The organism is Rhodoferax sp. UBA5149, from assembly GCF_002413825.1.
Classification (GTDB): domain Bacteria; phylum Pseudomonadota; class Gammaproteobacteria; order Burkholderiales; family Burkholderiaceae_C; genus Rhodoferax.
Genome location: NZ_DHXT01000092.1, coordinates 1 through 25,950, shown reverse-complemented (window position 1 = coordinate 25,950; position 25,950 = coordinate 1). Strand labels below are relative to the sequence as shown.

21 protein-coding genes and 1 pseudogene are annotated in these 25,950 nt (G+C 59.3%); 16 read left to right on the top strand and 6 right to left on the bottom strand.

The features are described 5' to 3' along the window. Nucleotides 1-164: pseudogene (locus B3V69_RS07950) on the bottom strand (short-chain dehydrogenase); the annotation flags it as partial. A gap of 95 nt (nt 165-259) precedes the next feature. Between B3V69_RS07950 and B3V69_RS07945 the strand changes: the two are divergent. Continuing rightward, a complete protein-coding gene (locus B3V69_RS07945) occupies nt 260-862 on the top strand; it encodes a TetR/AcrR family transcriptional regulator (RefSeq protein WP_296445409.1) in 603 nt (200 codons plus the stop codon). 161 nt (nt 863-1,023) lie between these two features. Further along, nucleotides 1,024-1,872 (top strand): fumarylacetoacetate hydrolase family protein, encoded by an 849-nt coding sequence (locus B3V69_RS07940; protein WP_296445407.1) that lies wholly within the window; start codon nt 1,024-1,026, stop codon nt 1,870-1,872. A gap of 74 nt (nt 1,873-1,946) precedes the next feature. Here the strand turns inward: B3V69_RS07940 and B3V69_RS07935 are convergent, their stop codons facing one another. Next, the gene (locus B3V69_RS07935; RefSeq protein WP_296445405.1) at nt 1,947-2,885 is read right to left on the bottom strand and encodes an alpha/beta hydrolase; all 939 of its coding nucleotides are present in this window, start codon (nt 2,883-2,885) and stop codon (nt 1,947-1,949) included. Nucleotides 2,886-2,906: 21 nt separating this feature from the next. On the opposite strand from B3V69_RS07935, the gene B3V69_RS07930 reads away from it, so the two are divergent. After that, the gene (locus tag B3V69_RS07930; protein ID WP_296445404.1) at nt 2,907-3,416 is read left to right on the top strand and encodes an ABC transporter ATP-binding protein; all 510 of its coding nucleotides are present in this window, start codon (nt 2,907-2,909) and stop codon (nt 3,414-3,416) included. On the opposite strand, the gene B3V69_RS07925 is transcribed toward B3V69_RS07930, so the two are convergent. Further along, entirely contained in the window at nt 3,397-4,632 is a 1,236-nt protein-coding gene (locus B3V69_RS07925; protein ID WP_296445398.1) for a helix-turn-helix domain-containing protein, read from the bottom strand. The two genes, B3V69_RS07930 and B3V69_RS07925, sit on opposite strands and share 20 nt — an antisense overlap. 277 nt (nt 4,633-4,909) lie before the next feature. Between B3V69_RS07925 and B3V69_RS07920 the strand changes: the two genes are divergently transcribed. The 3 genes from B3V69_RS07920 to B3V69_RS07910 all read left to right on the top strand — a co-directional run bounded on the left by B3V69_RS07920 (nt 4,910) and on the right by B3V69_RS07910 (nt 11,097). Further along, complete coding sequence (locus B3V69_RS07920) at nt 4,910-6,646, top strand: aldehyde dehydrogenase family protein (RefSeq protein WP_296445396.1); 1,737 nt, start codon at nt 4,910-4,912, stop codon at nt 6,644-6,646. A gap of 63 nt (nt 6,647-6,709) precedes the next feature. Next, entirely contained in the window at nt 6,710-8,899 is a 2,190-nt protein-coding gene (locus B3V69_RS07915) for a PQQ-dependent dehydrogenase, methanol/ethanol family (RefSeq protein WP_296445394.1), read from the top strand. Between the two features lie 107 nt (nt 8,900-9,006). Next, the gene (locus B3V69_RS07910; RefSeq protein ID WP_296445392.1) at nt 9,007-11,097 is read left to right on the top strand and encodes a TonB-dependent receptor family protein; all 2,091 of its coding nucleotides are present in this window, start codon (nt 9,007-9,009) and stop codon (nt 11,095-11,097) included. Between the two features lie 232 nt (nt 11,098-11,329). Here the strand turns inward: B3V69_RS07910 and groL are convergent, their stop codons facing one another. The 3 genes from groL to B3V69_RS07895 all read right to left on the bottom strand — a co-directional run bounded on the left by groL (nt 11,330) and on the right by B3V69_RS07895 (nt 13,899). Further along, the gene (gene groL / locus B3V69_RS07905) at nt 11,330-12,979 is read right to left on the bottom strand and encodes a chaperonin GroEL (RefSeq protein ID WP_296445390.1); all 1,650 of its coding nucleotides are present in this window, start codon (nt 12,977-12,979) and stop codon (nt 11,330-11,332) included. Between the two features lie 51 nt (nt 12,980-13,030). After that, nucleotides 13,031-13,321, bottom strand: a complete 291-nt coding sequence (gene groES, locus B3V69_RS07900) for a co-chaperone GroES (protein WP_114968917.1) — start codon at nt 13,319-13,321, stop codon at nt 13,031-13,033. A 287-nt stretch (nt 13,322-13,608) separates the two neighbouring features. Further along, nucleotides 13,609-13,899 (bottom strand): hypothetical protein, encoded by a 291-nt coding sequence (locus B3V69_RS07895; protein WP_296445385.1) that lies wholly within the window; start codon nt 13,897-13,899, stop codon nt 13,609-13,611. A gap of 429 nt (nt 13,900-14,328) precedes the next feature. Between B3V69_RS07895 and B3V69_RS07890 the strand changes: the two genes are divergently transcribed. The 10 genes from B3V69_RS07890 to B3V69_RS07845 form a co-directional block, all read left to right on the top strand. Next, nucleotides 14,329-14,733 carry a VOC family protein gene (locus tag B3V69_RS07890; RefSeq protein WP_296445384.1) on the top strand — a complete coding sequence of 135 codons (405 nt, stop codon included), beginning with the start codon at nt 14,329-14,331 and terminating at the stop codon, nt 14,731-14,733. 195 nt (nt 14,734-14,928) lie between these two features. Next, complete coding sequence (locus tag B3V69_RS07885) at nt 14,929-16,182, top strand: acyl-CoA dehydrogenase family protein (RefSeq protein ID WP_296445383.1); 1,254 nt, start codon at nt 14,929-14,931, stop codon at nt 16,180-16,182. Between the two features lie 95 nt (nt 16,183-16,277). Then, nucleotides 16,278-17,042, top strand: coding sequence for an SDR family oxidoreductase (locus tag B3V69_RS07880; protein ID WP_296445382.1), 765 nt, complete (start codon nt 16,278-16,280; stop codon nt 17,040-17,042). 52 nt (nt 17,043-17,094) lie between these two features. Next, complete coding sequence (locus B3V69_RS07875) at nt 17,095-18,288, top strand: acyl-CoA dehydrogenase family protein (RefSeq protein ID WP_296445380.1); 1,194 nt, start codon at nt 17,095-17,097, stop codon at nt 18,286-18,288. 38 nt (nt 18,289-18,326) lie between these two features. Then, nucleotides 18,327-19,466, top strand: a complete 1,140-nt coding sequence (locus tag B3V69_RS07870; RefSeq protein ID WP_296445378.1) for an acyl-CoA dehydrogenase family protein — start codon at nt 18,327-18,329, stop codon at nt 19,464-19,466. Nucleotides 19,467-19,574: 108 nt separating this feature from the next. Then, a complete protein-coding gene (locus B3V69_RS07865) occupies nt 19,575-21,665 on the top strand; it encodes a 3-hydroxyacyl-CoA dehydrogenase NAD-binding domain-containing protein (protein WP_296445376.1) in 2,091 nt (696 codons plus the stop codon). 24 nt (nt 21,666-21,689) lie between these two features. Continuing rightward, nucleotides 21,690-22,868 carry an acetyl-CoA C-acyltransferase gene (locus B3V69_RS07860; protein ID WP_296445374.1) on the top strand — a complete coding sequence of 393 codons (1,179 nt, stop codon included), beginning with the start codon at nt 21,690-21,692 and terminating at the stop codon, nt 22,866-22,868. Between the two features lie 10 nt (nt 22,869-22,878). Next, nucleotides 22,879-23,958 (top strand): phosphotransferase, encoded by a 1,080-nt coding sequence (locus B3V69_RS07855; protein ID WP_296445373.1) that lies wholly within the window; start codon nt 22,879-22,881, stop codon nt 23,956-23,958. A gap of 102 nt (nt 23,959-24,060) precedes the next feature. Next, on the top strand, nt 24,061-25,737 hold the full coding sequence (locus B3V69_RS07850) for a long-chain fatty acid--CoA ligase (RefSeq protein WP_296445371.1): 1,677 nt from the start codon (nt 24,061-24,063) through the stop codon (nt 25,735-25,737). After that, nucleotides 25,727-25,950 (top strand): SDR family NAD(P)-dependent oxidoreductase (locus tag B3V69_RS07845; protein ID WP_296445369.1); only part of this gene is annotated, 224 nt, incomplete at its 3' end. The genes B3V69_RS07850 and B3V69_RS07845, both read left to right, overlap by 11 nt.

Genomic DNA, 25,950 nt, shown 5'->3' with positions numbered 1-25,950 from the left:
TTCGCCACAATCGCATCGATGAGGGGTTGCAACTTGTCCGCGTTGCGCCGCGTCGCGCACGCGATCAACCCCTCTCTTGCGAACCGCTTGGCGATGGCGCCGCCGGTGGCATCGCCTGCGCCGATGATCAAAGCAGCTTGTTTCTCTGTTGTTTCGGGACCCATTTTTATCTCCGGTTTATTGAATAACGATCGTTACAGTAACGAACGTTATGTTAAAATTTTGCTGCTGTCAAGAATATTTCACCCAGGAAGTCAACATGAGATATCCGCCCGGACACAAGCAGGAAAAACGCAAGGAACTCCTCAAGACCAGCGGCTCACTGGTCAAGGAAGGCGGCTTCGCCACCACTGGCGTTGACGCACTCATGGAGGCGGCCGGGGTAACCAGCGGCACCTTCTACAGTCATTTTTCGTCCAAGACCGATCTTCTGAAGGCGCTGATTGAAAACGAATTGCAGATCAGCAGAGACATGTGGGCAGGCAATCCGCATGAAACCGCTGAAGAGTGGATCGATTTTGAACTCGACCGCTATTTGTGCCTGAGTCATGTCAAGCATCCGCAAGCCGGCTGCGTACTTCCTGCTCTGGGCGCCGAAATAGCGCGAGCCGATCGATCCGTCAAATTGCTCTATGAAAAAGAACTGTTGAAAGGGACGAACATACTGTCGAAGCGGCTCGGCAGCGAAAGTCTTGCCTGGGCTTTCATTTGCCAGCTGGTCGGTGCGCTAGTCATGGCGAGAGCGATGCCAAGCGAAGCGGGGCAAAAAATGATTATCGAATCCAGCAAGCAATTTCTGAAGCGCGCAATTTCCGACATCGCTGCGCCCGCACCACGGATAGTCTCAAAAAGACGGACCTGATGGGCAGACGCGCCCGCCGCGTCCATGTCCCGGCGTGTTCAGCGTCGCCGTGCACAATGCTGCACTGTTTGTAATCCGCCCAGAGCCCACTGATACATCGGGGAAAGTTGTTCAAATCACCGGGGCCGCTTCCCTCTCTCAACCTACATTAAAGGAACTCCATGAAACTTGTACGTTATGGCAAGCCTGGCAAAGAAAAGCCGGGACTGATCGACGCGCAGGGCCGACTGCGTGACTTGAGCGCAGTGATCCCGGACCTGGGTCCGGATCAGCTCGGAGACGCAGCGCTGGCCAAGTTGGTGCGCTTGAACACCGAGAAGCTGCCTCTGGTCCGGGGCAAGCCGCGCCTGGGCAGCCCAGTGCGGGGTGTCGGCAAGTTCATTGCCATTGGCCTGAACTACGCCGACCACGCGGCCGAGGCGGGCATGCCAATTCCGGCCGAGCCGGTGGTGTTCATGAAAGCGACCAGCTGCATTCAGGGCCCGAATGACCCCGTCATGTTGCCCAAGGGTTCCCTCAAGACTGATTGGGAAGTGGAGCTGGGCATGGTGATTGGCACACTTGCCCGTTATGTGTCGCAAAAGGACGCGCTCAACCATGTCGCCGGCTACTGCACCATCAATGACCTCAGCGAACGCGCCTACCAGCTGGAGCGCGGCGGCACTTGGGATAAGGGCAAAGGCTGTGACACGTTTGGCCCGCTGGGCCCCTGGCTGGTGACGCGTGATGAGGTTCCCAACCCCCAAAAGCTGGGCCTGTGGCTGGAGGTCAATGGCCAGCGGGTGCAGACCGGCAGCACCCGGACCATGATTTTTGGCGTCGCCAAAATCGTCAGCTACCTGAGCCAGTTCATGACCCTGATGCCCGGTGATGTGATCACCACCGGAACGCCGCCCGGCGTCGGCATGGGCATGAAGCCGCCCCGGTTTCTGAAGGCTGGCGACACCATGACGCTGGGTGTTGAAGGCTTGGGTGAGCAACACCAGACGGTGTTGCCTTTCAAGCCTTGAGCTATATATAAAATAGGCTTCTAGCCCGCATGAAATAAGCGTAGGCAGCTATTGAAATAATAGCATTTCCGCGCTTATTGGCCAGCCAGGTAATCATTCATAAAACGCTGCAGCGTGGCCTGATACCGCGTATGGCCTATTTGGTCCAGATCACTGTGTGCACCGCCCTCAATGGTCAGCCAGCGTTTGGGTGGGTTGGCTGCCGCGAACAAGGCCTGGCCCAGACGCATGGGAATCGTCGTATCCAAGTTGCCATGGATCATCAACAGGGGCGCTCGTATGCGTGCGATTTTTTCAATGGATGCAAAGCGTTCGTTGTTGAAAAAAGAAACAAACTGCGCCAGCAGTCCTGCCTCGCGCGCCACGTCGGAGAAGCTGGTGAAGGCAGACTCCAGAATCAGCGCGCCGTAGTCCGTCCTGGCGTGCAGTCGACTGGCCAGATCCACCGCCACGCCGCTGCCCATGGAGTGGCCATAGAGCACGCGCTGTTTGGCACGCGGTTCGCGGCGCTGCAGTTCGGCCCAGGCCACATCGGCGTCTTGCAGAATGGTTTGCTCTGACGGCGTAATCGGTGTGCTCATGCCCCAACCCCGGTATTCCACCGCCAACACGGCAAAGCCTGCCTCGCGCAGTGCCTCAATCTTGCGTGTGTTGTCGAACAGGGTGCGAAACGTGCCATGAAAATACAACAAGGTGGGCGCGTTTTTGTCGGCCTGCGGCAACCACCACAGCTCGATGCGCTGCGTTGGGCGGTCGACGTTACTGGCGTCCTTGCCATTGCGGGCGGCGTCTGGTGGCAGGTTGACAAAATAACGCTCATCACCGGCCTGCAGTGCCGCAAAGTCGGAAGATGTACCCTGCGTCGGGCGGTAGATGATCTGGCGCTGCCTGGCATCCAGCCATGCGCAACCGCTGGTGGAGAGCAGAGAAAATGCTATAACAACGCATAGAAAACCAGCGTAGTGCCTTGCAGTCGGCAGCCATGCCGCCCATGCACCGCGTTGGAGACGCATCACAAACTCCATCCTCATCCCGTGAATAAATTAATTCGCATTGTCATCGGCCTGATTGTGGCCCTCCTCGCGGGCAGCGCTGTGGCGCAGCAAAGCGCGGAGGCGGACCCGGATGCGGCTCAACGCAATGTGCTGCGCTTGCAATTCAGTCCCTATACCCATCACTACCACTTCGATGCAGAACACAGAGACGTGGTGATGATCGGCTTGGAGCGCGAGTACCCCGACGCCACACTCAACGGCATCACGCTGTTCAGAAATTCGTTTGGCCAGGAAAGCCTGTATGTCTACCCTTGGGGCCGCGTCTATCGCTCGATTGGCGGCATCAAACCCTTATCGTTCAAATGGACGGCCGGTTTGATCTATGGCTATGTCGATTCTTTTCAGGATAAAGTGCCCTTGAACTACAAGGGTTTTTCACCAGGATTGATTTTTGGCCTGGCCTATGAATTCAGGCCAGGTTGGGCGGCACAAGTCGATTTTTTGGGCACCGCCGCTGCGATGTTTCAAATTAGCACGACCTTGAAATAACATTTGTCTTGGAGCGCCAAGCCTTCAGCCGCCGATACAGGGTGCCGCGCGAAACGCGTAAAGTTTTCGCTGCTCTGGAGATGTTGCCGCCACAAGCGGCCAGCGTGTCTTCAATGAATTTGCGGCTGTGTTCCCCCAGTGTGGCGTCGTCAGCCGCCATCAAGGTGCTGTCGGAAGGTGCCAATGATGGCGGCAATGTGGCCGTCACGCCAGCGGGCGGCGGGGGCAGGGCAATGGCGTGCTTGAAGTCTGCGCCGTCGGCTGCCACGATGCGGGCCTTGAGCCACACGCCCAGGCCACTCGGTAGCCGAATCGCCTCGACGTTGTCATATCGGACAAATCGAAGCAGTGCCGCCAGACTCAACCCGAACACGGCTTCCACCGTTTGCGGCAAGGCATCGGCCTGCTGGCCCAGCAGCCGTGCGGCCACCACATTGAGCCAGGCCACATTCCCGCCGGAAGTAATGCCGGCCAGCGCTTCCATGGGGGTGCCCAGCAGGGTCGGGCTGGCCTGAAACTGCAGCAACAGAAGCTCGCGGGATTGTGCCTGCAACAGGCTGTTTTCGATGGACGTGGCATACAGCCCGATCACTGAGGCGGCGTCGAAACCGAAGCTGCGCGACTCGATCGACAGGTTCAACACCGCAGCGAGGCGCCCCGTCACATCGCGGATCGGCGCTGCCGCGCAGTGGAATCCCTGCAGGCAGTCGTGGAAATGCTCGGCGCCGAGCACCATGCAGGCATGGCCGGTTTTGGTCACGATACCAGGCGCCGTGGTGCCGATCGCGCTTTCCGAGATGTTCACGCCCAGGCGCGTCGCCTTTTGCAGGATCGACGCCCGCGCCGCATGCGGGTTGTGCGTGGCGTGGACGATGATGCCCTCGCCATCGGTCAGCAGCACCTGGCAGTCGGTGCCGCTGAGTGAGTTTTCCATGCTGGTCAGTTCCTGGCGGGCGACCGCCAGCAGCTCGCGGTTGCGGTTCAGGGCGCCATGCAGACGACTGGGCGTCACCGGATCGAGTACCAGGCCACCCGAGACGGGGGCATGGGCGGTTGTGCAGCGCATCCATGACTGGATGACGGGCTCCGCCACCATGCCGGAAGGCCGGGTTCCTTCCTCGAAGAAACGCTGCCTTGCGAGCGCAATGCGCTGCTCAGGGGTTGTGAAAAACAACTGGTGGGGAGTGCCAGAGTCCATCCGGGTTTGCAGGGCCATAGTGGGTAACAGTCTGAGGGCGGGCGGGCTCACATTTTCACCCGTCGGCCACCTGGCACACATCGGGTAAACACTTACTCAGTCGCCTCGGATACGATTTTCCGCTGCGTCCGTGCCGGCGCGTCAGCTTGGGCAGTGTGCTGGAACGGAACAATTTTGCATCAGGGAAATCCCGAACATGACGCTCAGCTTGGAAACCCTGACACTGCTTGCTTGCATTGATCCGATCAACACTGAATGAGACCAGGCGGCTTGTCGCTGCTGGAGAGGCAACATCGTGAAACATACAGAACCCAACACCCCGGTTCCCTTTGTCGACCTGGACCAAACGTTAATGCGTCTGGCTGCCAACAAAGACCGCTGGGTGAAAACCCCGGTGGCGGAGCGCATCGCCATCCTGGCCGAAATTAAGGAATGCCTGCGACCAGTGGCCCAGGCCTGGGCCGAAGCGGCAGCGCGCATGAAAGGTATTCCCGAGGGATCCCCGCTGGTCGGTGAAGAGTGGCTCTCCGGCCCCTATACAGTCATGGGCTATTGCAACCAGATGATGGCTACGCTGTCCCAGGTGGCGGGCAAAAAACATCTGGATCACACGCCGGTACGACAGTTGCCCAACGGCCAGGTGGTGGCGCGGGTGTTGCCCCATTCCATCTGGGATCACCTGCTGCTCAGTGGTGTGAAGGTGGATGTCTGGATGGCGCCCGGCGTGACACCGGGCACGCTGCGTGCCAACACCGCCTCCACCTATGACCCCGCCAGCCCCCACCACAAGCAGGGCAAGCTGGCACTGGTGCTCGGTGCGGGCAACATTGCCGCGATTGCGCCGCTGGACGTGTTCCACAAGCTCTTTGCCGAAAACCAGGTCGTGATATTGAAGATGAATCCCGTCAACGACTATCTGATCCAATTCCTGGAGCCGGCGCTCAAACCCTTGATCGATCGCGGCGTGCTCAGCATCGTGCGCGGTGCCACCGATTGCGGACAGTACCTGTGCAACCACCCGCTGGTGGACGAAATCCACATTACCGGCTCGGGCGCTTCGCACGATGCCATCGTCTGGGGTGTGGGCGAAGACGGCCGTGCCAACAAGACCGCCGGGACGCCGAAAAACACACGTGCGATTTCGTCTGAGTTGGGCGCCGTCTGTCCCACCATCGTGGTGCCGGGCCCCTGGACAGGCGCCGACATCCGATTTCAGGCGGAGCAGGTGGCAACCCAGAAGCTGCACAACAACGGCTTCAACTGCGTGGCCTGCCAGGTCTTGATCGTGTCCAAAGACTGGTCGCAAAAGGCGGATTTTGTCGACGCGTTGGAGCACACCCTGTCCGCGTCCCAGCCGCGTGGCCTGTACTACCCGGGCGCAGAAGATCGGCTGAAGGGCTTCACAGCCCAAAATACAAAGGTCAAAGCTCTGGCGCGTAGCGGGGGTACCGCCGTATTGATGGCGCCCCTGGATGAGAAAAACAGCTACGCCAAAACGGTGGAAGTGTTTGCCCCGGCCATGAATGTGACCGAGCTGTCGGGCACCGACCCGGAAGCTTTTTTGAAAGCCGCCATTGCGTACGCCAACAGCCAGCTCTACGGCACGCTGGGCGCGAACATCGTGATCCATCCCAAGACCATTGCGCAGATCGGCCGCGCGCGTTTTGAAGAGCTGCTGGTTGACCTGCATTACGGCACCATCGCGGTCAACGCCTGGACCGGTCTGGGCTTTCTGACACCGCAGGCCACTTGGGGTGCCTTCCCCGGACACACGCTGACTGACGTGCAAAGTGGTATTGGCGTGGTGCACAACACCTGCCTGTTTGACAAGCCTGAGCGCACCGTTGTGGAAGCGCCGTTCCGGCCGTTTCCACGCAACCTGCTGAGTTTGTCCTTCACCCTGCTGCCCCGACCGCCCTGGTTCATCACCAACCGCAAGGGCGCCATTCTGGGGCGCTTGCTGGTGGCTTTCCAGTACCGTCCCAGCTTCTTGAAGATCCCCCGCATTTTCCTGAACGCCTTGCTGGGCTAGGCGGCTGCAGTTAATCAATCTCAACCCAACGTCCACGATGGACATATCTAAGGAGACAAGCGAATGAAAATGACCCTGAGCATGGCAACTGTTGCCAATTTGAATAATTCGGTGGAACGGGCTCCGACAAGCCGGTTCAGCCAATTTCCAGGGGCTGCGCTGGCCCTGGTCTTGTTGGGTTTGACAGCCCCTGCCTGGGCACAAGGCACAGCGCCGGCCAAAGGTTCAAGCGAGCATATTTCGGCGGTAACCCAGCGTATTGACGGCAAGTTCATGCGCGCCAATGAGGCCAAGACCGCCGACTGGCCAAGCACCGGGCTGGACTATGCGGAAACACGGTTCAGCAAACTCAATCAGATCAATGCTTCCAACGTGAAGGACCTGGGGCTGGTCTGGTCCTACAACCTGGAATCCACCCGGGGCGTCGAGGCCACGCCGCTGGTGGTCGATGGCATCATGTACGTGACCGCGTCCTGGAGCATTGTTCACGCCGTGGATGTGCGCACCGGCAAAAGAATCTGGACCTATGACCCCAAGGTCGATCACTCAATTGGCTTCAAAGGCTGTTGTGACGTGGTCAACCGGGGCGTCGCCTTGTACAAAGGCCGGGTCTATGTTGCCGCGTTCGACGGTCGTCTGATCGCACTGGATGCCGCGACGGGCAAGGTGGCGTGGGAACAGGACACCGTTCTTGACCACAGCCATGTCTACACGATCACGGGCGCGCCACGTATTTTCAAAGACAAGGTGATCATTGGCAACGGTGGAGCCGAATACGGCGTGCGCGGCTACGTCACGGCCTACGACGCTGCCAGCGGCAAGCAGAAATGGCGCTGGTTCACGGTACCGGGGGATCCGAGCAAGCCATTTGAAGATGCTTCCATGGCTGCGGCGGCCAAAACATGGGATCCGAGTGGCAAGTACTGGGAAGCCGGTGGTGGCGGCACCGCCTGGGACTCGATGACGTTCGATCCGGCATTGAATCTGATGTACATCGGCACCGGCAACGGCTCGCCTTGGGCTCGTTCCAAGCGCAGCCCGGGCGGCGGCGACAACCTGTATCTGGGATCCGTGGTTGCGCTCAATCCCGACACGGGCAAGTACGTCTGGCATTACCAGGAAACGCCCGGCGATAACTGGGACTACACGTCAACCCAGCCGATGATTCTGGCCGATATCAAGATTGACAACAAGCCACGCAAGGTGATCCTGCACGCACCCAAGAATGGCTTCTTCTTCGTGATTGACCGCAAGAATGGCAAGCTCATTTCGGCCAAAAACTTTGTTGATGTGAACTGGGCCACCGGCTACGACGCGAAGGGGCGTCCGATCGAGACCGCCGAGGCGCGTCCCACCGATCGGCCGTTTGACGCCATTCCCGGCCCGTATGGTGCGCATAACTGGCATTCCATGTCGTTCAATCCACAGACCGGGCTCGTCTATTTGCCGGCGCAAAACGTACCCATCAACCTGATGGACGACAAAAACTGGAGCTTCAATTCCAACAAGCCGGGCCAACCGGGTTCCGGTACGGGTTGGAATACCGGCTTTATGCTCAATGTCGCACCACCGAAAAGCAAACCGTTTGGGCGTCTGATCGCCTGGGATCCAGTGCAGCAAAAAGAAGCGTGGCATCAGGAGCAGGTGTCACCCTGGAACGGTGGCACGCTGACGACGGCGGGTAACCTGGTGTTTCAAGGCACGGCAGACGGGCGCTTCATCGCCTACAACGCCCAAAACGGCGAGAAGTTGTGGGAGTCACCCACCGGGACCGGCGTGATCGCGGCGCCATCAACCTATCTGGTGGATGGCAAGCAGTACGTATCGATTGCCGTGGGATGGGGCGGTGCATACGGGGTTTCGCAGCGGGCTTCCGAGAAGCAAGGTCCGGGCACGGTTTACACCTTTGCCATTGGTGGAAAAACACCGATGCCTGACTTTGTCGCTTACAAGTTGGGTGGACTGCTGACGGGCGTGAAATACGACCCGGCTCAATATGAGGCAGGCACCATGCTGTATGTCAGTAACTGCGTTCTTTGTCATGGCGTACCGGGTGTTGACCGCGGCGGCAACATCCCCAACCTGGGCTACATGGATGCGTCCTTTATCGAGAACCTCGATAAGTTCATCCTGAAAGGACCGGCGGTGGAGCGAGGCATGCCTGATTTCACTGGCAAGCTGACGATGGAGGAAATCCAGAAGATCAAGGCCTTCATCCAGGGTACGGCGGATGCTATACGTCCCAAGAAGTGAGTAAATCACATCGTAGAGAAATGCCGCGTATAGCGGCATGCCCGCCCGCCAGGACTGCCCGATGTGCGGTCCTGGCGGGTGCACTCGGGGTTCTGTCGGTTCCAGCCTTGGTTGCGGCTGAAAGTGCAACGCCCGCCGCCCGCGAGGGTGGTGTTCTGCAGCCGGTCGTCATCACTGGCGCTGCGCCAGACCGGCAGCGCTGGCTGGCGCCGGTGTCCATGGACATTGTGGAAGGCGAGGAGATTCGCGCCGGTCAATTGCAGGTCAATTTGTCGGAGAGCCTGGGGCGCGTTCCCGGACTCGTGATTCTGAATCGACAGAATTACGCGCAGGACTTGCAAATTTCGATACGTGGCTTTGGTGCGCGTTCGACTTTTGGTGTGCGTGGCGTTCGACTCTTCGTCGATGGCATCCCTGCCAGCGCGCCCGATGGACAAGGCCAGGCCGCCAATTTCCCGCTCGGGAGCGCCCAGCGCATCGAGGTCGTTCGCGGTCCCTACGCCGCGCTTTACGGCAGCTCTTCAGGGGGCGTTGTCGCTCTCTATAGCAACGAAGGAAGTTCACCGGCGAATTTGCGCGTGGGCGCCGCTGGTGGTGCCGATGGCCTGCGACGCGCCTCAACCCAAGCTGAAGGGTCCATGGGTTCGCTGAACTACGCACTCGATGTCTCGACCTTCGAGGCGGATGGTTTTCGGCCGCAATCCGTGGCGAGCCGGGATACCGGGTATTTCAAGCTGTCCAGACCGTATGAAGATGGGCGCGTGGTGGCCATCCTTAGTCGGCAAAAGGGCAGCGCGCAAGATCCGCTTGGACTGTCGCGGACCGAGTTCTCTGCCAACCCCTACCAAACAACGCCCACGGCGACGACCTTCAATACACGCAAAGGGTTTGACCAGACCCAGGTCGGCCTGGCATGGGAACACCGGCTGGGAGGGGGGCATCGGCTGGAATTCATGACCTATGGCGGTCAGCGCACCGTGACGCAATATCAGTCCATTCCTGCTGCCACGCAAGTGGCTGCGACCAGCCCGGGTGGCGTGATCGATCTGGCGCGCGACTATGGTGGGGTCAACGCCCGTTGGCGTCTGGATCGTCAATTTGATGCGGGACGGCTGACGGCCTCTGCGGGAATAGCCTCGGACCGTCAAAATGAGTGGCGCCGTGGTTTCGAGAATTTCTCCGGCCCGGCGGCTAACCCAAGCGCCCTGGGCGTTCAGGGGCGTCTGCGGCGTGACGAGAACAACACCGCCACCACGGTGGACCCCTACACGCAGCTTGAATGGGAAAGCACCGACTGGACACTGACCGCAGGGGTCAGGCACTCCAGCGTGCGCTTCACGTCATCCGACAACTACGTTGCTGCTGGCAACCCCGATGACAGCGGATCAAGCAGTTATTCCGGCACCATGCCGGTGCTGGGTTGGCGTTACCGGCTATCAGACGCGTTGCAAGCCTACGCCAGCACGGGTCGGGGGTTTGAGACACCGACCTTGAACGAGGTGGCCTACCAAGCGAACGGCGGGACTGGCTTGAACAGCCAATTGCTGGCCAGCCGAAGTCGTAGCAGCGAAGTCGGCCTACGGGGCCGACATGCAGACTTGGCCTGGACCGCAACGGCATTTGACATACGCACCGACGACGAGATCGCGGTCCTGTCCAACACCGGGGGGCGGTCCACTTTCCAGAACGCGGGCCACAGCCTGCGTCAAGGCCTGGAGTTGTCAGCAGAGGTTCAATGGGGAAATGTCAATGTCACATCCGCGCTGACGTTGATGGAGGCGAGCTACAGCGACAGTTTTCGCACCTGCGCGGCCAGTCCGTGCGCCGTCCCCACGCTGGTGATACCGGCGGGCAATCGCATACCGGGTATCCCGGGGCGCCAACTGTTTGTGCAGCTGGCATGGGAGCCGAAAACCGTGCCGGGCGTATTCACCCTGGAAGTTCGGCATGTGGGCCCGATAGCTGTCAACGACGCGAACACGGACGAGGCCGCGGCTTACTCTGTCGTGAACCTGGGCGCGCGCTTCCAGCAGACCTTCGGGCCGTGGCAACTCAAGGAGTTTGCCCGGATCGACAACCTGACGGACCGTGTCTACGCTGGCTCCGTGATTGTGAATGAAGGCAATGGCCGCTATTTTGAGCCTGCGTCTGGTCGTTCGGCATTTGTCGGGGTGGAGCTTGTCCGGCGTTTTTTGTGATGACTGTGACCTGATGTACCTGCGACACTGTTGACAGTCGTTAAACGGTTTCAAATAAATGGAAAAACAAAAACCCCGCAAGGCTTGCGCTCTGCGGGGTTTTTTTGTATCGAAAGCAATAAAGCTAATCGACGCAGCATGACGATCTACAGCTAGGCGTTTGGGCGCAGACAGCACCATTGGTGCGGCAAGCCCAAACAACGACGCTGTAGGTCGTCAGGCAAGGAGCACGTTACATGCCCATGCCGCCCATGCCGCCCATGCCACCCATATCGCCACCGCCCATGCCGCCAGCAGATTCTTCCTTCGGTGCTTCAGCCACCATGCACTCGGTGGTCAGCATCAAGGACGCCACAGAGGCTGCGTTTTGCAGTGCGGTGCGGGTCACTTTGGTGGGGTCCAGGATGCCCATTTCGATCATGTCGCCGTAGGTGTCGTTGGCCGCGTTGAAGCCGTAGTTGCCCTTGCCCGCCAAGACCGCGTTCACCACGACAGAGGCTTCGCCGCCGGCGTTGTACACGATCTCGCGCAGGGGCGCTTCGATGGCTTTGAGCACCAGCTTGATGCCGGCTTCCTGGTCAGCGTTGTCACCCTTGATGGCGCCAGCCGTCTGCTTGGCGCGCAACAGCGCGACGCCGCCACCAGCCACAATGCCTTCTTCAACGGCAGCGCGGGTCGCGTGCAGGGCGTCTTCAACGCGGGCTTTCTTTTCTTTCATTTCGACTTCGGTGGCAGCGCCAACCTTGATCACGGCAACACCGCCAGCCAGCTTGGCCACGCGTTCTTGCAGTTTTTCGCGGTCGTAGTCGGACGTGGCTTCTTCGATTTGCACGCGCACTTGTTTGACGCGGGCTTCGATGTCAGCAGCAGCGCCAGCACCGTCGATGATGATGGTGTTTTCTTTGCCCACTTCGATGCGCTTGGCAGAGCCGAGGTCAGCCAGGGTCACTTTTTCGAGCGACATGCCAACTTCTTCAGCAATCACTTTGCCGCCAGTCAGGATGGCGATGTCTTCCAGCATGGCCTTGCGACGATCGCCAAAGCCTGGGGCCTTGACCGCCACAACCTTCAGGATGCCACGGATGGTGTTGACCACCAGCGTTGCCAGAGCTTCGCCTTCGACATCTTCCGAGATGATCAGCAGAGGACGGCCGGACTTGGCGACTTGTTCCAGGGTCGGCAGCAGGTCACGGATGTTGCTGATTTTCTTGTCGTACAACAGCACAAACGGGTTGTCCAGCAAAGCGGCTTGCTTTTCGGGGTTGTTGATGAAGTAGGGTGACAGGTAGCCACGGTCAAACTGCATGCCTTCAACGACGTCGAGTTCGGAGTCAAGTGACTTGCCGTCTTCAACCGTGATCACGCCTTCTTTGCCCACTTTGTCCATTGCATCAGCAATGATCTTGCCGATAGCTTCGTCAGAGTTGGCGGAAATCGAACCGACTTGGGCGATTTCTTTGGAAGTGGTGGTGGCTTTGGAAGCCTTCTTCAGTTCGGCAACCAGTGCGGTGACTGCCTTGTCGATACCGCGCTTCAGGTCCATCGGGTTCATGCCGGCGGCCACGTATTTCATGCCTTCGTGCACGATGGCTTGGGCCAGCACGGTAGCGGTGGTGGTGCCGTCGCCAGCGATGTCAGAAGTCTTGGAAGCAACTTCCTTGACCATCTGCGCACCCATGTTTTGCAGCTTGTCCTTGAGTTCGATTTCTTTAGCGACGGACACACCGTCCTTGGTCACGGTGGGGGCGCCGAATGAGCGCTCCAGAACCACGTTACGGCCTTTAGGGCCGAGGGTTACCTTAACGGCGTTGGCCAGGATGTTCACACCCTCGACCATGCGTGCGCGGGCTTCGCCGCCGAAAATGACGTCTTTTGCTGCCATGTTGGATTCTCCGAATTCAGTTAATTAATAAGACTATGAAGAGCTGAGAAATTACTTCTCAACGACCGCAAACAGGTCGTCTTCTTTCATGACGAGCAGTTCGTCGCCGTCAACTTTGACGGTTTGGCCGCTGTATTTGCCGAACAACACGCGGTCGCCGACCTTGACGGCCATGGCGCTCAATTCGCCCTTGTCGTTCTTTTTGCCAGGACCCACGGCCAGCACTTCACCTTGATCAGGTTTTTCAGCAGCGCTGTCAGGAATGACGATGCCGGAAGCGGTTTTGGTTTCGTTTTCCACGCGTTTAACAATCACGCGATCATGCAGAGGACGAAGTTTCATGGAATCTCCTTGGTTTTGAAACAGAGGTTGAAAAATCAAGAGCGCCAACGATAAAAGTTGGCACTCATTAACTTGAAGAGAAAGTTCTATTAAGACAATAGTCTGTTAGCACTCAACTCTTGCGAGTGCTAATGATAAGGCCATTTGCGAAATTTTCAAGATGGAGCGGGCAAAACAGAGGCTTGCTGCTGCCGCCAGGCGATCAAGACACCCGGATCACCGGTATGAAGTCGCCCCAAGCTTGGTGGCTGCAACAGTGCGTCTAAAGCATCGTCGACGGATGAACTTTAGAGAAGCCCGTAGGATGCCACCCGCCCGGTATTGCAAGGCGCGGGGCCATCCAACGCAGTTTGCAACACAATGGCGCACTCGCGCAATGCGAAAGATTGCGATGCAGTCGCGAATCGTATCAACTCAGTTGCATACGATGGGTCACAGTCAAAGCGGGTCGTGTCGACCCACCAGCCTTGCACGCGCATCAGCCTTTTGAAATTGGCCTCTGCGTGCAGTGAAGCGCGGGAAACAGCGCCACTCGCCATTTCAATATTTGGTGTTCTTTGTTCTTGTTGGCTTTGCATGGTGATGATTTTGCTTATATTTTGTTGAAATGAATCCCCAAACCGTGAATCAGAATATACGCAGACTAGGCGAGTGAAGTGTTTAAAAATGAGGGGACAAAGCCTACGTTCTTTAAAAAATGGTCCGGGAAGCGGTGTCGGGGTCAATGCGCGTTGCGAGGAACATTTCGGCACGCGATGAAGCGACCTTGACCATGGAAAGACCCGGGCGATCATGGTGATGGTGAATCTGCCCACAGCGGACGTGGACCAGCAAGTGCCGTTCGGCAGACGCAAGGAATCGAACTGCGGCTCAGCTCGGCAGCTGAGTGCTCGGCGGTGACCCATTGGCCGTCACTTGGACGAGGCCCCCGGTTCAAGCCACATTGGTGACTGACGGGTCGTTCTACCTGCGTTAAGGTGCCACCACCTAACAACGAGGAGAAAACTGTGGGCGTACAACTCGGCAAGCAAGCCATCGACCTGGGCATCGTCACGACCAATGGCGAGGCCATGCTAACTTTCTACCGGGACGTGCTCGGTTTCAAATACCTGCGCGAAATGTCGATGCCGGGTGGCGATGGCGTCATGCATCAGATGCTGTGCGGGGACAGCATGATCAAGCTGGTCGTCCTTGCCAGCACACCTGCAGCAGCCCCTCCCGGTGGCATCCCGGGTGCGACCGGTTATCGCTATTGGACGATAACGGTCACCAATATCACGGAAATGCTGCAGTCATGCGCTGACCAGGGTCACAAAGTGGTCATGAAAGAGCGCGAACTGCGCCCCGGTGTGCGTATCGGTATTGTTTCAGATCCGGACGGCAACTGGGTAGAGTTCTTGGCGCTGGGTTGAGCCGCCGACAGACAGCGGGAGTCCGGTAGCCATGCCGTGGTCTCGCTCCTTCATTGGATTCCAGCGGGCCCAAAGTCTATGGCGAATACGGATGGAACCAAAGTTCTATTGTTTGAGAAGTAAGTTGGTCGGGGATTGCCCCAAATTTTGTCAGTACACCACGGCACATCTGCGTTGCCGAACAAAAGGAGACCTATGAATTTCACGATGTCCGAGAATCAAACGTACTGGCGCAATCGCGTCGTCGCGTTCATGAATGCGCACATTTACCCTGCCGTGCCGGTTTATATTGACCAGATGAAGGCGTTTGGTGACAAGCGCTGGCAGGTCGTCCCTGTGGTTGAGGAGCTGAAGCTCAAAGCCAAGGCAGAAGGCCTTTGGAATCTGTTTCTGCCGCGAGACTCCCTGCCAGAAGACAGCCCTTACCGAGGTGCCGGACTGACCAATCTTGAGTATGCCGTGTGTGCGGAGGAGATGGGCCGAGTTGGATTTGCCTCGGAAGTCTTCAACTGTTCAGCCCCTGACACGGGCAATATGGAAGTGCTTGCGCGCTACGCCTCAGAGGAGAACAAAGCAAAGTGGCTGCAACCCCTGCTGGCAGGCGAAATCCGCTCGGCATTTTTGATGACCGAGCCCGGCGTGGCCTCATCCGACGCGACCAATATTGAGACCTCGATCCAGCGCGATGGGGATCACTACGTGATCAATGGCCGCAAGTGGTGGTCGTCCGGTGTCGGGGACCCGCGATGCAAGCTGGCCATCGTGATGGGAAAGACCGACCCGACCGCTCCCAAGCACGCGCAGCAGTCCCAAATTCTCGTGTCGCTTGACACGCCCGGCATCGAGGTCGTTCGCATGCTGCCGGTTTTTGGTTTTGACGATGCACCGCATGGTCATGCGGAAGTGGCTTTCAGCAACGTGCGTGTGCCGGTCGAGAACCTGCTGCTGGGCGAGGGGCGGGGCTTCGAGATTGCACAGGGGCGCCTCGGGCCCGGGCGCATCCATCACTGCATGCGCACCATCGGCAGCGCCGAGGTGGCACTCGAAAAAATGGTCAAACGCTTGCAGGCCCGCGTCGCTTTTGGCAAGCGCATCTCGGAACAGTCCATATGGGAGGAGCGGGTGGCGCATGCGCGTATCGACATCGAGATGACCCGCCTGTTGTGTCTGAAGACCGCCGACATGATGGACAAGGTCGGCAACCGGCAAGCACGTGCAGAGATCGCCATGATCAAGGTCGCCGCACCGCGCGCCGCGCTGAAGATCATTGACGATGCCATTCAGGCCTTTGGGGCCGCGGGTGTGAGCACGGATGCCGGTCTGGCAAAGCAATATGCGAGCATGCGCACCATGCGTCTAGCGGACGGCCCCGATGAAGTGCACAACCGGACAATTGCTCGCCTGGAGTACGGCCGCTATGCACTTGAGAAGCCGCAGGCCAAGATTTGATTGGCGGCATCTGTCAGGATTCGGAAAAAAATAGAACCCTGTCAGGGTAAAAATCAGGAAACAGGGTTTGTAAATATTATTCAAGGAAATGACACATGTCCTTATTTTCTCTGGCCGGAAAAGTGGCGGTTATCACCGGTTCATCCCGTGGCATCGGCAAGGCCATTGCGGAGCGCATGGCCGAGCAGGGTGCGCAGGTGGTGATTTCGTCGCGTAAGCCGGAGCCTTGTGCCGAAGTGGCTCAAGCCATCAATGCGGTGCGAGGTGCGGGCGCGGCGATTGCCATTCCGGCCAACATCTCAAGCAAAGACGATTTGCGGCATCTCGCGGACCAGACGATCCAGCGCCTTGGCAAGATCGACATCCTCGTGTGCAATGCGGCAACAAATCCCTACTACGGCCCATTGGCGGGCATCGAAGACGACCAGTTTCGCAAGATTCTGGAGAACAACGTCATTGCCAACCATTGGTTGATTGGTTTTGTCGCGCCGCAGATGATTGAACGCAAGGATGGCGCCATCATCATCGTTTCCTCGATTGGTGGCTTGCGTGGCTCGCCTTTTATTGGCGCGTACAACATTTCCAAGGCAGCCGACTTTCAGCTGGCGCGCAATCTTGCCGTCGAGTACGGCCCCCACAACGTCCGTGTCAACTGCATTGCGCCGGGCCTGATCAGGACCGACTTTGCGCGCGCGCTGTGGGAAGACCCTGAAATGCTCAAACGGCGCACCGAAACGACACCCTTACGCCGTATTGGCGAGCCTGATGAGATTGCCGGAGCCGCAGTTTTTCTTGCGTCTCAGGCGGGGTCATTTGTGACGGGTCAGAGCATCGTCGTCGACGGTGGCGTCACCATTTAATTCCCGAAACTGATCCTCCTGATCCGGTTTTCTGAAACGGAGAATATTCATCATGTCCGATACCACCGCTATTGCCGACTTTCGCCTGCAGACACGGGCCTGGCTCGAACAAAACTGCCCGCCCGAGATGCGTGTGCCCCTGACCAGTGAGGATGAGGTTTGCTGGGGCGGGCGCAACTGGAAGTTCGGGTCTGAAGCGCAGCAAGTCTGGCTGCTGCGTATGGCAGCCCAAGGCTGGACCGTGCCCACCTGGCCGCGCGAGTATGGCGGTGGCGGTCTGACTGCCGAAGAGGGCAAGGTTCTGGCGCAGGAGATGGGTGCCATGGGCTGCAGGGCGCCACTGAACAGCTTTGGCATCTGGATGCTGGGGCCCGCGCTCCTGAAATTTGGCACGGAGGCGCAAAAACTGGAGCACATGCCAAAAATTGCACGCGGTGAGATTCGCTGGTGCCAAGGCTATTCGGAGCCCAATGCTGGCTCTGATCTGGCCTCACTGCAAGCAAAGGCGGAAGACCGTGATGATCATTTCATCGTAAATGGTCAAAAAATCTGGACTTCCTACGCAGACCAGGCGGACTGGATATTTTGTCTGGTGCGCACCGATGCCGCCGCCAAAAAGCACACGGGCATCAGCTTTGTGTTGTTCGATATGGCGACAGAAGGCGTAAGCACCAGGCCGATTCAGCTGATTTCGGGCAAATCCCCGTTTTGTGAAACGTTTTTTGACAACGTGCGGGTTGAGAAGCGCAATCTGGTGGGCACAGCCGGCGGCGGTTGGGATGTCGCCAAGTACTTGCTGACGCACGAACGCGAAATGATCAGTAGCATCGGCGACCGTACCGTGAGTCGGCCTCTGGGTCAAGTGGCAGCATCTCTGGTGGGTGTTGATGCGCAGGGCCGCTTGGCCGACCCGATGCTGCGTGCGCAGATTGCCGAATTCGAGGTCGACGAAGCCGCTTTTCGCCTGATGCTGGAACGCTTCGGCGACATGGCCAAGAATCGGCAGGCACATCCAGCGTTCTCCTCCGCGCTGAAGTACTACGGTGCAGAACTCAACAAACGACGCCATGAGCTGATGATGGCCGCCGGGGGCAGCGATGCGCTCGATTGGGAAAGTGCAGATTCACGTCAGGGCGCAGCAGCCCGTGCGTGGCTGCGCACCAAAGGCAATTCCATTGAGGGCGGCACCAGCGAAGTGCAGCTGAACGTGATTTCCAAACGCATTCTTGAGCTTCCGGGCGCATAAGACGGCGCTTTTTCCTTGACAGACCAGGATCACAGACTATGGCACTCGTATTGACAGAAGAGCAAGGCATGCTGCGAGACAGCGCCAGCGTATTTATGACGGAGAATGCCCCCGTTTCTCACTTGCGCAAACTGCGTGATTCGCGCGACGCCACTGGTTTCTCACGCGACCTGTGGGCCGCGTTTGCCGATATGGGTTTTACCGGCATTCTGGTGCCTGAAGCACATGGCGGTCTGGGCCTTGGCTACGTTGAAGCCGGTGTTGTGATGGAGGAAATTGGACGAAACCTCACCGCGTCGCCGTTCCTGGCGTCCAGTGTCGTGGCCGTGACCGCCATCCGGCAGGTTGGCAGTGATGCGCAGCAGCAGCGGTGGTTGCCAGCACTTGCCAGCGGAAAAAGTATCGCCACGCTGGCCGTCGATGAGCAGACCAAACACAAGCCGCAGCATATTGCGATGATGGCGACCCAACGGGCCGATGGCTATACGCTGAATGGCAGCAAGACCTTTGTCCTTGACGGTCATGTGGCGGATGTCCTCATTGTTGCGGCCAGAACATCTGGCGCAACCTCGGACACGGTGGGCATCACCCTGTTTTTGGTGGATGCCAAAACGCCGGGCGTGGAGATCGAACGTATTGTCATGGTGGACGCACACAATAGTGCGCGTGTCGTGTTCAAGGATGTTGCCGTGTCACCGGACGCCGTTCTTGGTCCGGTGGATGGCGGGTGGGCTGGCTTGCAGGCGGCGCTCAATGCCGGGCGTGCGGCGGCGGCGGCTGAGCTGCTGGGCGTGGCCGATGAGGCCTTCAAGCGCACCGTGTCCTACCTCAAGGAGCGCAAGCAATTCGGGCAGACCATTGGTGAATTTCAAGGGCTACAGCACCGCGCGGCCATGTTGTATTGCGACCTGGAGCTTGCCCGTGCCTCGGTTATCAAGGCGCTGCAGAGCCTGGATGAAGCCGCTGCCCCGGTGGCGCTGTCGGTGGCGATTGCCAAAGCGCGCGCCGGCACCACGGCGACGCTGGCGGTGCAGGAAGGCGTGCAAATGCATGGTGGCATGGGCATGACCGATGAATTCGAGATGGGTTTTTTCATGAAGCGTGCGCGGGTCTTGCAAGAGTTTTTTGGCGACGCCAACTTTCATCAAAACCAGCTTGCGATGCTCAGACAGTATTGACATGACCGGATCAGGTCATAAATCGTGGACCGAAATATCGCTGACAAGAAGCTTGGCTGTTAATTTTTCTTTATCTCCCACATTCCCTTTAATTCGGAAGGCAAACAAATGAATGACTATGTGAAATACGAGGTGCATGGCGAAGTGGCCGTGCTCACCATGAACAAACCGCCTGTCAATGGATTGGGTGCTGAGCTGCGCGCCGGCATTGTGGCCGCGCTGGACCGGGCCAATGCAGACAGCGCTGTGCGCTCCCTGGTGCTGACGGGCTCGGCCCGTGCGTTTTCGGGTGGTGCCGATGTCACGGAGTTCGGCACGCCCAAAGCGGCCCGTGAGCCCAATCTGCGGGTGGTGATTGACTTGATCGAAAACAGCGGCAAGCCGGTGGTGGCCGCGATTGGCGGTCAATGTCTGGGGGGTGGCTTGGAGCTCGCGCTGGGCTGCCACTTCCGCGTTGCGCTGGCCGATGCCACGCTCGGTCTGCCCGAAGTCAAGCTCGGTTTGTTGCCAGGCGCCGGAGGCACACAGCGCCTGCCGCGCCTGCTTGGCCTGGAGGCCGCCTTGAACATCATTGTGTCGGGTAGCCCGACGCCAGCCATCAAGTTCAAAGGCACGCCGCTGATTGACGCAATCGTTGACGGTGATCTGGTGGCCGGCGGCGTGGCATTTGCACGCAAAGTGGTGGCTGAAGGCCTGCCGCTCAAGCGGGCACGGGATCTCAAGGTCCGTGATCCCCAATCTGATGCTTTTCTGCAGTTCGCCAGGAATACGATCACAGCAGCTTCGAAGAACTTCCCCGCACCATTGAAGTGTTTTGAGGCCGTGGCAGCCTCCGTCAGCAAACCGTTTGACGAAGGTTTGCAGGTGGAGCGCGACGGCTTCCTCGCACTCATGGCCACGCCCGAGTCGCGTGCCTTGCGCCATGTGTTCGCAGCCGAACGTGCCGCAACCAAGATTGCCGACGTACCAGAGGGCACGGCCCTGCGCCCGGTCAATCAGGTCGCCGTGATCGGTGCCGGCACCATGGGTGGCGGTATCACGATGAACTTCGTCAACGCAGGTGTGCCGGTCGTGTTGCTGGAGACCCAACAGGCAGCGCTGGACAAAGGGCTTGCGACCATTCGCAAGAACTATGAGAACTCGATGAATAAGGGCAAGCTGACGCAAGCCCAAGTCGACCAGCGCATGGGCTTGATCAAGCCGACGCTGAGCTATGAGGACTTCCGCGACGTTGATCTGGTGATCGAAGCCGTGTTCGAGAGCATGGACGTCAAGGAGCAGGTTTTCAGAAAGCTCGACGAGGTGATCAAGCCCGGCGCCATCCTGGCGTCGAATACCTCTGCGCTCAATCTTGACCAGATTGCAGCATTTACCAAACGCCCGCAGGACGTGATTGGCCTGCATTTCTTCAGCCCGGCCAACGTGATGCGCCTGCTGGAAATTGTGCGAGGTGCGAAGACTGCGGCGGACGTGCTCGCCACCTGCATGGCGATGGCCAAGAAAATCAAAAAAATTGCGGTGGTCTCGGGTGTCTGCGACGGCTTCATTGGTAACCGCATGCTGGCGCGCTACGGCGCAGCGGCCAATGGCCTGTTGAACCAGGGCGCCTTGCCGCAACAGGTGGACGGGGCCCTGCAGAAATTCGGTCTTGCGATGGGCCCGTTTCGCATGGGTGATCTGGCGGGCCTGGACATTGGCTGGGCCGGTCGCAAGCGCCGTCAGGCCGAGAACCCGGGTGCTTACGTGCCTGTGGTGGCGGACCGCATCTGCGAGGCCGGTCGCTTTGGCCAGAAGACAGGTGCCGGCTGGTACCGCTATGAAGCGGGTAAGCGCGATCCCATTCCAGACCCGATGGTGGAGGCTTTGATCGCCGAATACCGCAAAGAGAAGGGCCTCACGCCGCGCAAGATCAGTGACGCGGAGGTTGTTGAGCGCTGCATGTACGCGCTCGTCAACGAAGGTGCGCGAATTCTTGCCGAGGGTATCGCAGCGCGCGCCTCCGACATCGACATCGTGTATTTGAACGGCTATGGATTCCCGCTGCACCGAGGCGGCCCCATGCTGTATGCCGACATGGTGGGTCTGCCCAACGTGGTGCGCCGTCTGCGGCAATTTGCCGCTGAACCGGGTGCTGATCCATCGTGGCAGCCGGCCCCCTTGCTGGTTAAGCTGGCCGACGAAGGCAAGACTTTCAACTAAAACGCGATTCAACAAGGAACCCAAATGACTGATGCAGTAATCGTCTCCACCGCGCGTACCGGTCTGGCCAAGAGCTGGAAGGGCGCATTCAACATGACTTACGGCGCCACCCTGGGCGGCCATGCCATCGAGCACGCCGTCAAGCGTGCCGGCGTTGACCCGGCCGAGGTGGAGGATTGCATCCTCGGTGGCTCGCTGTCCGAAGGCACCACGGGTGGCAATGTCGCGCGCGCTGCCGCCCTGCGTGCGGGTCTGCCGGTGACCACTGCGGGCGTGACGCTCAACCGTTTTTGTTCATCGGGTCTGCAGGCGATTGCCATGGCGGCGCAACGCATCATTGTTGACCAGGTGCCCGTCATCGTTGCGGGGGGTGTTGAATCCATTTCGTGTGTGCAAAACGAGGTGAATCGCCACATGCGTGCCGATCCCTGGCTGCTGGAGCACAAGCCCGAGATCTACTGGAGCATGCTGCAGACTGCCGAGACGGTGGCCAAGCGTTACAACATCTCCAAGGCGGCGCAGGACGAGTATGGCGTGCGCAGTCAAGTGCGCGCCGCTGCCGCTGCCGCTGCCGGCAAATTCGATGCCGAGATCGTGCCGATGACTACCATCATGGGCGTGGTTGATAAGGTCACCGGGCTCATCACGCGTAAGGAAGTAACGATCTCGGCCGATGAGGGCATCCGACCCGATACGACCATCGAAGGCGTCTCGAAGATTCGTTCGGCACTGCCGGGCGGTGTCGTGACGGCAGGCAATGCGAGCCAGTTCTCGGACGGTGCATCGGCTTGCGTGCTGATGAACGCCACACTGGCGGAAAAGCGCGGTATCCAGCCCCTGGGGATTTTCCGTGGCTTTGCGGTGGCGGGGTGCGAGCCCGATGAGATGGGCATTGGTCCGGTGTTCGCCATTCCCCGCCTGCTGGAACGCGCCGGGCTGAAGGTCAGCGACATTGGCCTGTGGGAGTTGAACGAGGCCTTTGCCTGCCAGGTGATCTACAGCCGCGACAAGCTGGGCATCCCCGACGAGTTGCTCAATGTCAACGGTGGCGCCATCGCCGTCGGACACCCTTATGGTGTGAGCGGCTCGCGCTTGACCGGTCATGCCTTGATTGAAGGCAAACGGCGCGGCGCGAAGTACGTGGTGGTCACCATGTGCATCGGCGGCGGCCAAGGTGCCGCCGGCTTGTTTGAAGTCTGCTGAGCGCACCGCAATGGCAGAAGACTTTGACAGCTTCACCGGCACTCGCCCGGTTGCGTCGCAACACGCGTTCGATATTGATCGCTTGGCCCGCTTCATGCGCGAGCAGGTGGAAGGCTATTCAGGTGAGTTACAGGTGGAGCAGTTCAAGGGCGGGCAGTCCAACCCCACCTTTCGCCTGAGCGCAGGCGGGAAACACTATGTCATGCGGCGCAAGCCACAAGGTGTTCTGTTGCCATCAGCGCACGCCGTAGATCGCGAGTTTCGCGTCATCAGTGCGTTGGCGGGCACTGATGTGCCAGTGCCGCGCGCCTACGCGCTGTGCGAGGATCCGCAAGTGATTGGCACTGCGTTCTACATCATGGATTGCCTTGAAGGACGTGTCCTGTGGGATCCAAGCCTGCCCGGCATGACGCCGGCGCAGCGGACCGCACATTTTGACGAGCTCAATCGTGTCATTGCTGCCTTGCACTGCGTTGATCCACAGGCCGTGGGTCTGGGCGACTACGGCAAGCCCGGCAACTATATCGAGCGTCAGATCGGTCGTTGGAGCAAGCAGTATCGCGCTGCAGAAACTGAAACCATAGACGCTGCCAACCAGTTGATGGCGTGGCTGCCCAAACACATACCGGCGGGTGATGAGGTCGCCATTGTTCACGGCGACTACCGTTTTGACAACGTGATGTTTCACCCGACCGAGCCGAAGATCTTGGCGGTGCTGGACTGGGAGCTTTCCACGCTGGGGCATCCCATGGTCGATTTCGCCTACCACTGCATGACCTGGCACATGAGTGGTGCTGGCGCGCGGGGTCTGGTCGGCCTGGATCTGCCCGGTCTGGGCATTCCCACTGAGCAGCAGTACCTGCAGACCTATCTAACACGTACCGGCCGGGGCGACGCCGGTGCAGTTAGCGAGTCCGACTGGACCTACTACATGGTGTTCAACATGTTCCGCCTCGCCAGCATCCTGCAAGGCATTATGGCCCGTGCATTGCAAGGCAACGCCTCCAATGCGGCTGCGCTAGAAGCCGGCAAGCGCGCCCGTCCACTGGCCGAGCAGGCATGGGCGCTGGCCCAACGCATGGGTGGGTGAAGGGACCTTGATCGTCGAGCGCGGGATGGATTTGGTTAAATCTGTCAATCCCGCCATCCGACGTTCTTGAAGCCTACCCATTCACCGTCACGGAATTCGTTCATGTCCAATCGCCACCTCGCCTTCTGGCCAGACAGCCAGCCGCAGCACCTGACGGTGCCGCAAACCAATTTGTTCTACAACGTGGAAGTATCCGCTGCGCGTTTCCCCGACAAGCCTTACATCCTGTTCTACGACACGCCGATCACTTACGCCGAATTCAAGGACGAGACCGAGCGCATCGCCGGCTATCTGGAGCAGGTATGCAAGGTGAAAAAAGGCGACCGCGTGCTGCTCTATATGCAAAACAGCCCGCAATTCGTGCTCGCCTATTACGGCATCCTGCGCGCCAATGCGGTGGTGGTCCCGGTCAACCCGATGAACCTGACCAACGAATTGCGTCACTACGTCAAGGACACCGGTGCGACGGCCGCGATCGTGGCGCAGGATCTTTTTGCGCAGATGTCGCCATTGCTCGACGATGGGCTGGACCATATCCTGGTGGCGGCCTACTCGGATTACCTGAAGTGCCCCACCGATCTCAAGGTGCCCGACTTCGTCAGCGCGCCGCGCCAGCAGCTGGCCGGTGCGGGCGTGACCTTGTGGCGTGACATGCTGTCGCGCAATCTGCGGCCCGGACCGCTCACCGTCGGCCCGGACGATCTGTGCGTGATGCCCTACACCTCGGGCACAACGGGTCATCCAAAAGGCTGTATGCATACGCACCGCGGCACGATGGCCAGCGTCGTCGCCAGCATGCAATGGTTCAACACCCACCAGGATTCAGTGACGCTGTCGGTCCTGCCTTTTTTTCACGTGACCGGCATGCAGGGCAGCATGAGCGGCCCGCTGTATCACGGCAGCACGATGGTGGTGCTGCCACGTTGGGACCGCGAAGTCGCGGCGGAGTGCATCCAGCGCTACAAGATCGCAACACTGCAGCTGATTTCGACCATGGTGGTCGACCTGCTGGCCAACCCGAAGATCGCCGAATACGACCTGTCCAGCCTGCGCGGCATCCGCGGCGGCGGGGCGGCCATGCCGGAAGCCGTCGCGCAGCAACTCAAGGACCTGTTCGGTGTGCCCTATGTCGAGGGCTATGGCATGTCGGAGACGATCGCCGCCACCCATATCAATCCGCCCGACCGGTCGAAAATGCAATGCCTCGGCATTCCGATCTACGGCGTCGACGCGCGAGTGGTCGATCCGTCCGATTTTCACGAATTGCCGCCGGGTGAAGTCGGCGAAATCATCGTCAACGCGCCCAACGTGATGCAAGCCTACTGGAACAATCCGCAGGCAACAAAGGAAGTCTTTGTCGAGATCGACAACAAGCGCTTCCTGCGCACGGGGGATCTGGCGAAGACCGACGAGGAAGGCTACTTCTTCATGGTCGACCGCTTGAAGCGCATGATCAACGCCTCTGGTTTCAAGGTGTGGCCGGCGGAAGTGGAGGGGCTGCTGTACCAGCATCCGGCCATCCAGGAAGCCTGCATCATCGCCGCGCGCGATCCGAAGCGCGGCGAAACGGTGAAGGCGGTGATCGTGCTGCGCGAAGCGTATCGCGGCAAGGTGAGCGCAGAGGAAATCGTCGCGTGGGCGCGTGCCAACATGGCCGCCTACAAGACCCCGCGTATCGTGCAGTTCGTCGACGCGCTGCCGAAGTCGTCGACCGGCAAGCTGCAATGGCGTGAATTGCAGGAACGGGAAAAACAAACAGGAGACAGCCATGCGATTTGAAAACAAGGTAGCCATCATCACCGGTGCGGCCAGTGGCATTGGTCGCGCGCTCAGCGAGCGTCTGGCCGCCGAAGGCGCCTGCGTCGCGCTGATCGACCGCAACGAGGACGGCTTGGCGGCGGCGGCGGCTGCGTTGCCGGACGCGTCGAAAGTCTGGTATCGCGCGCTCGACATTGCTGATGAAGGCGAAGTGGAAAGGTGCGTAGGCGATGT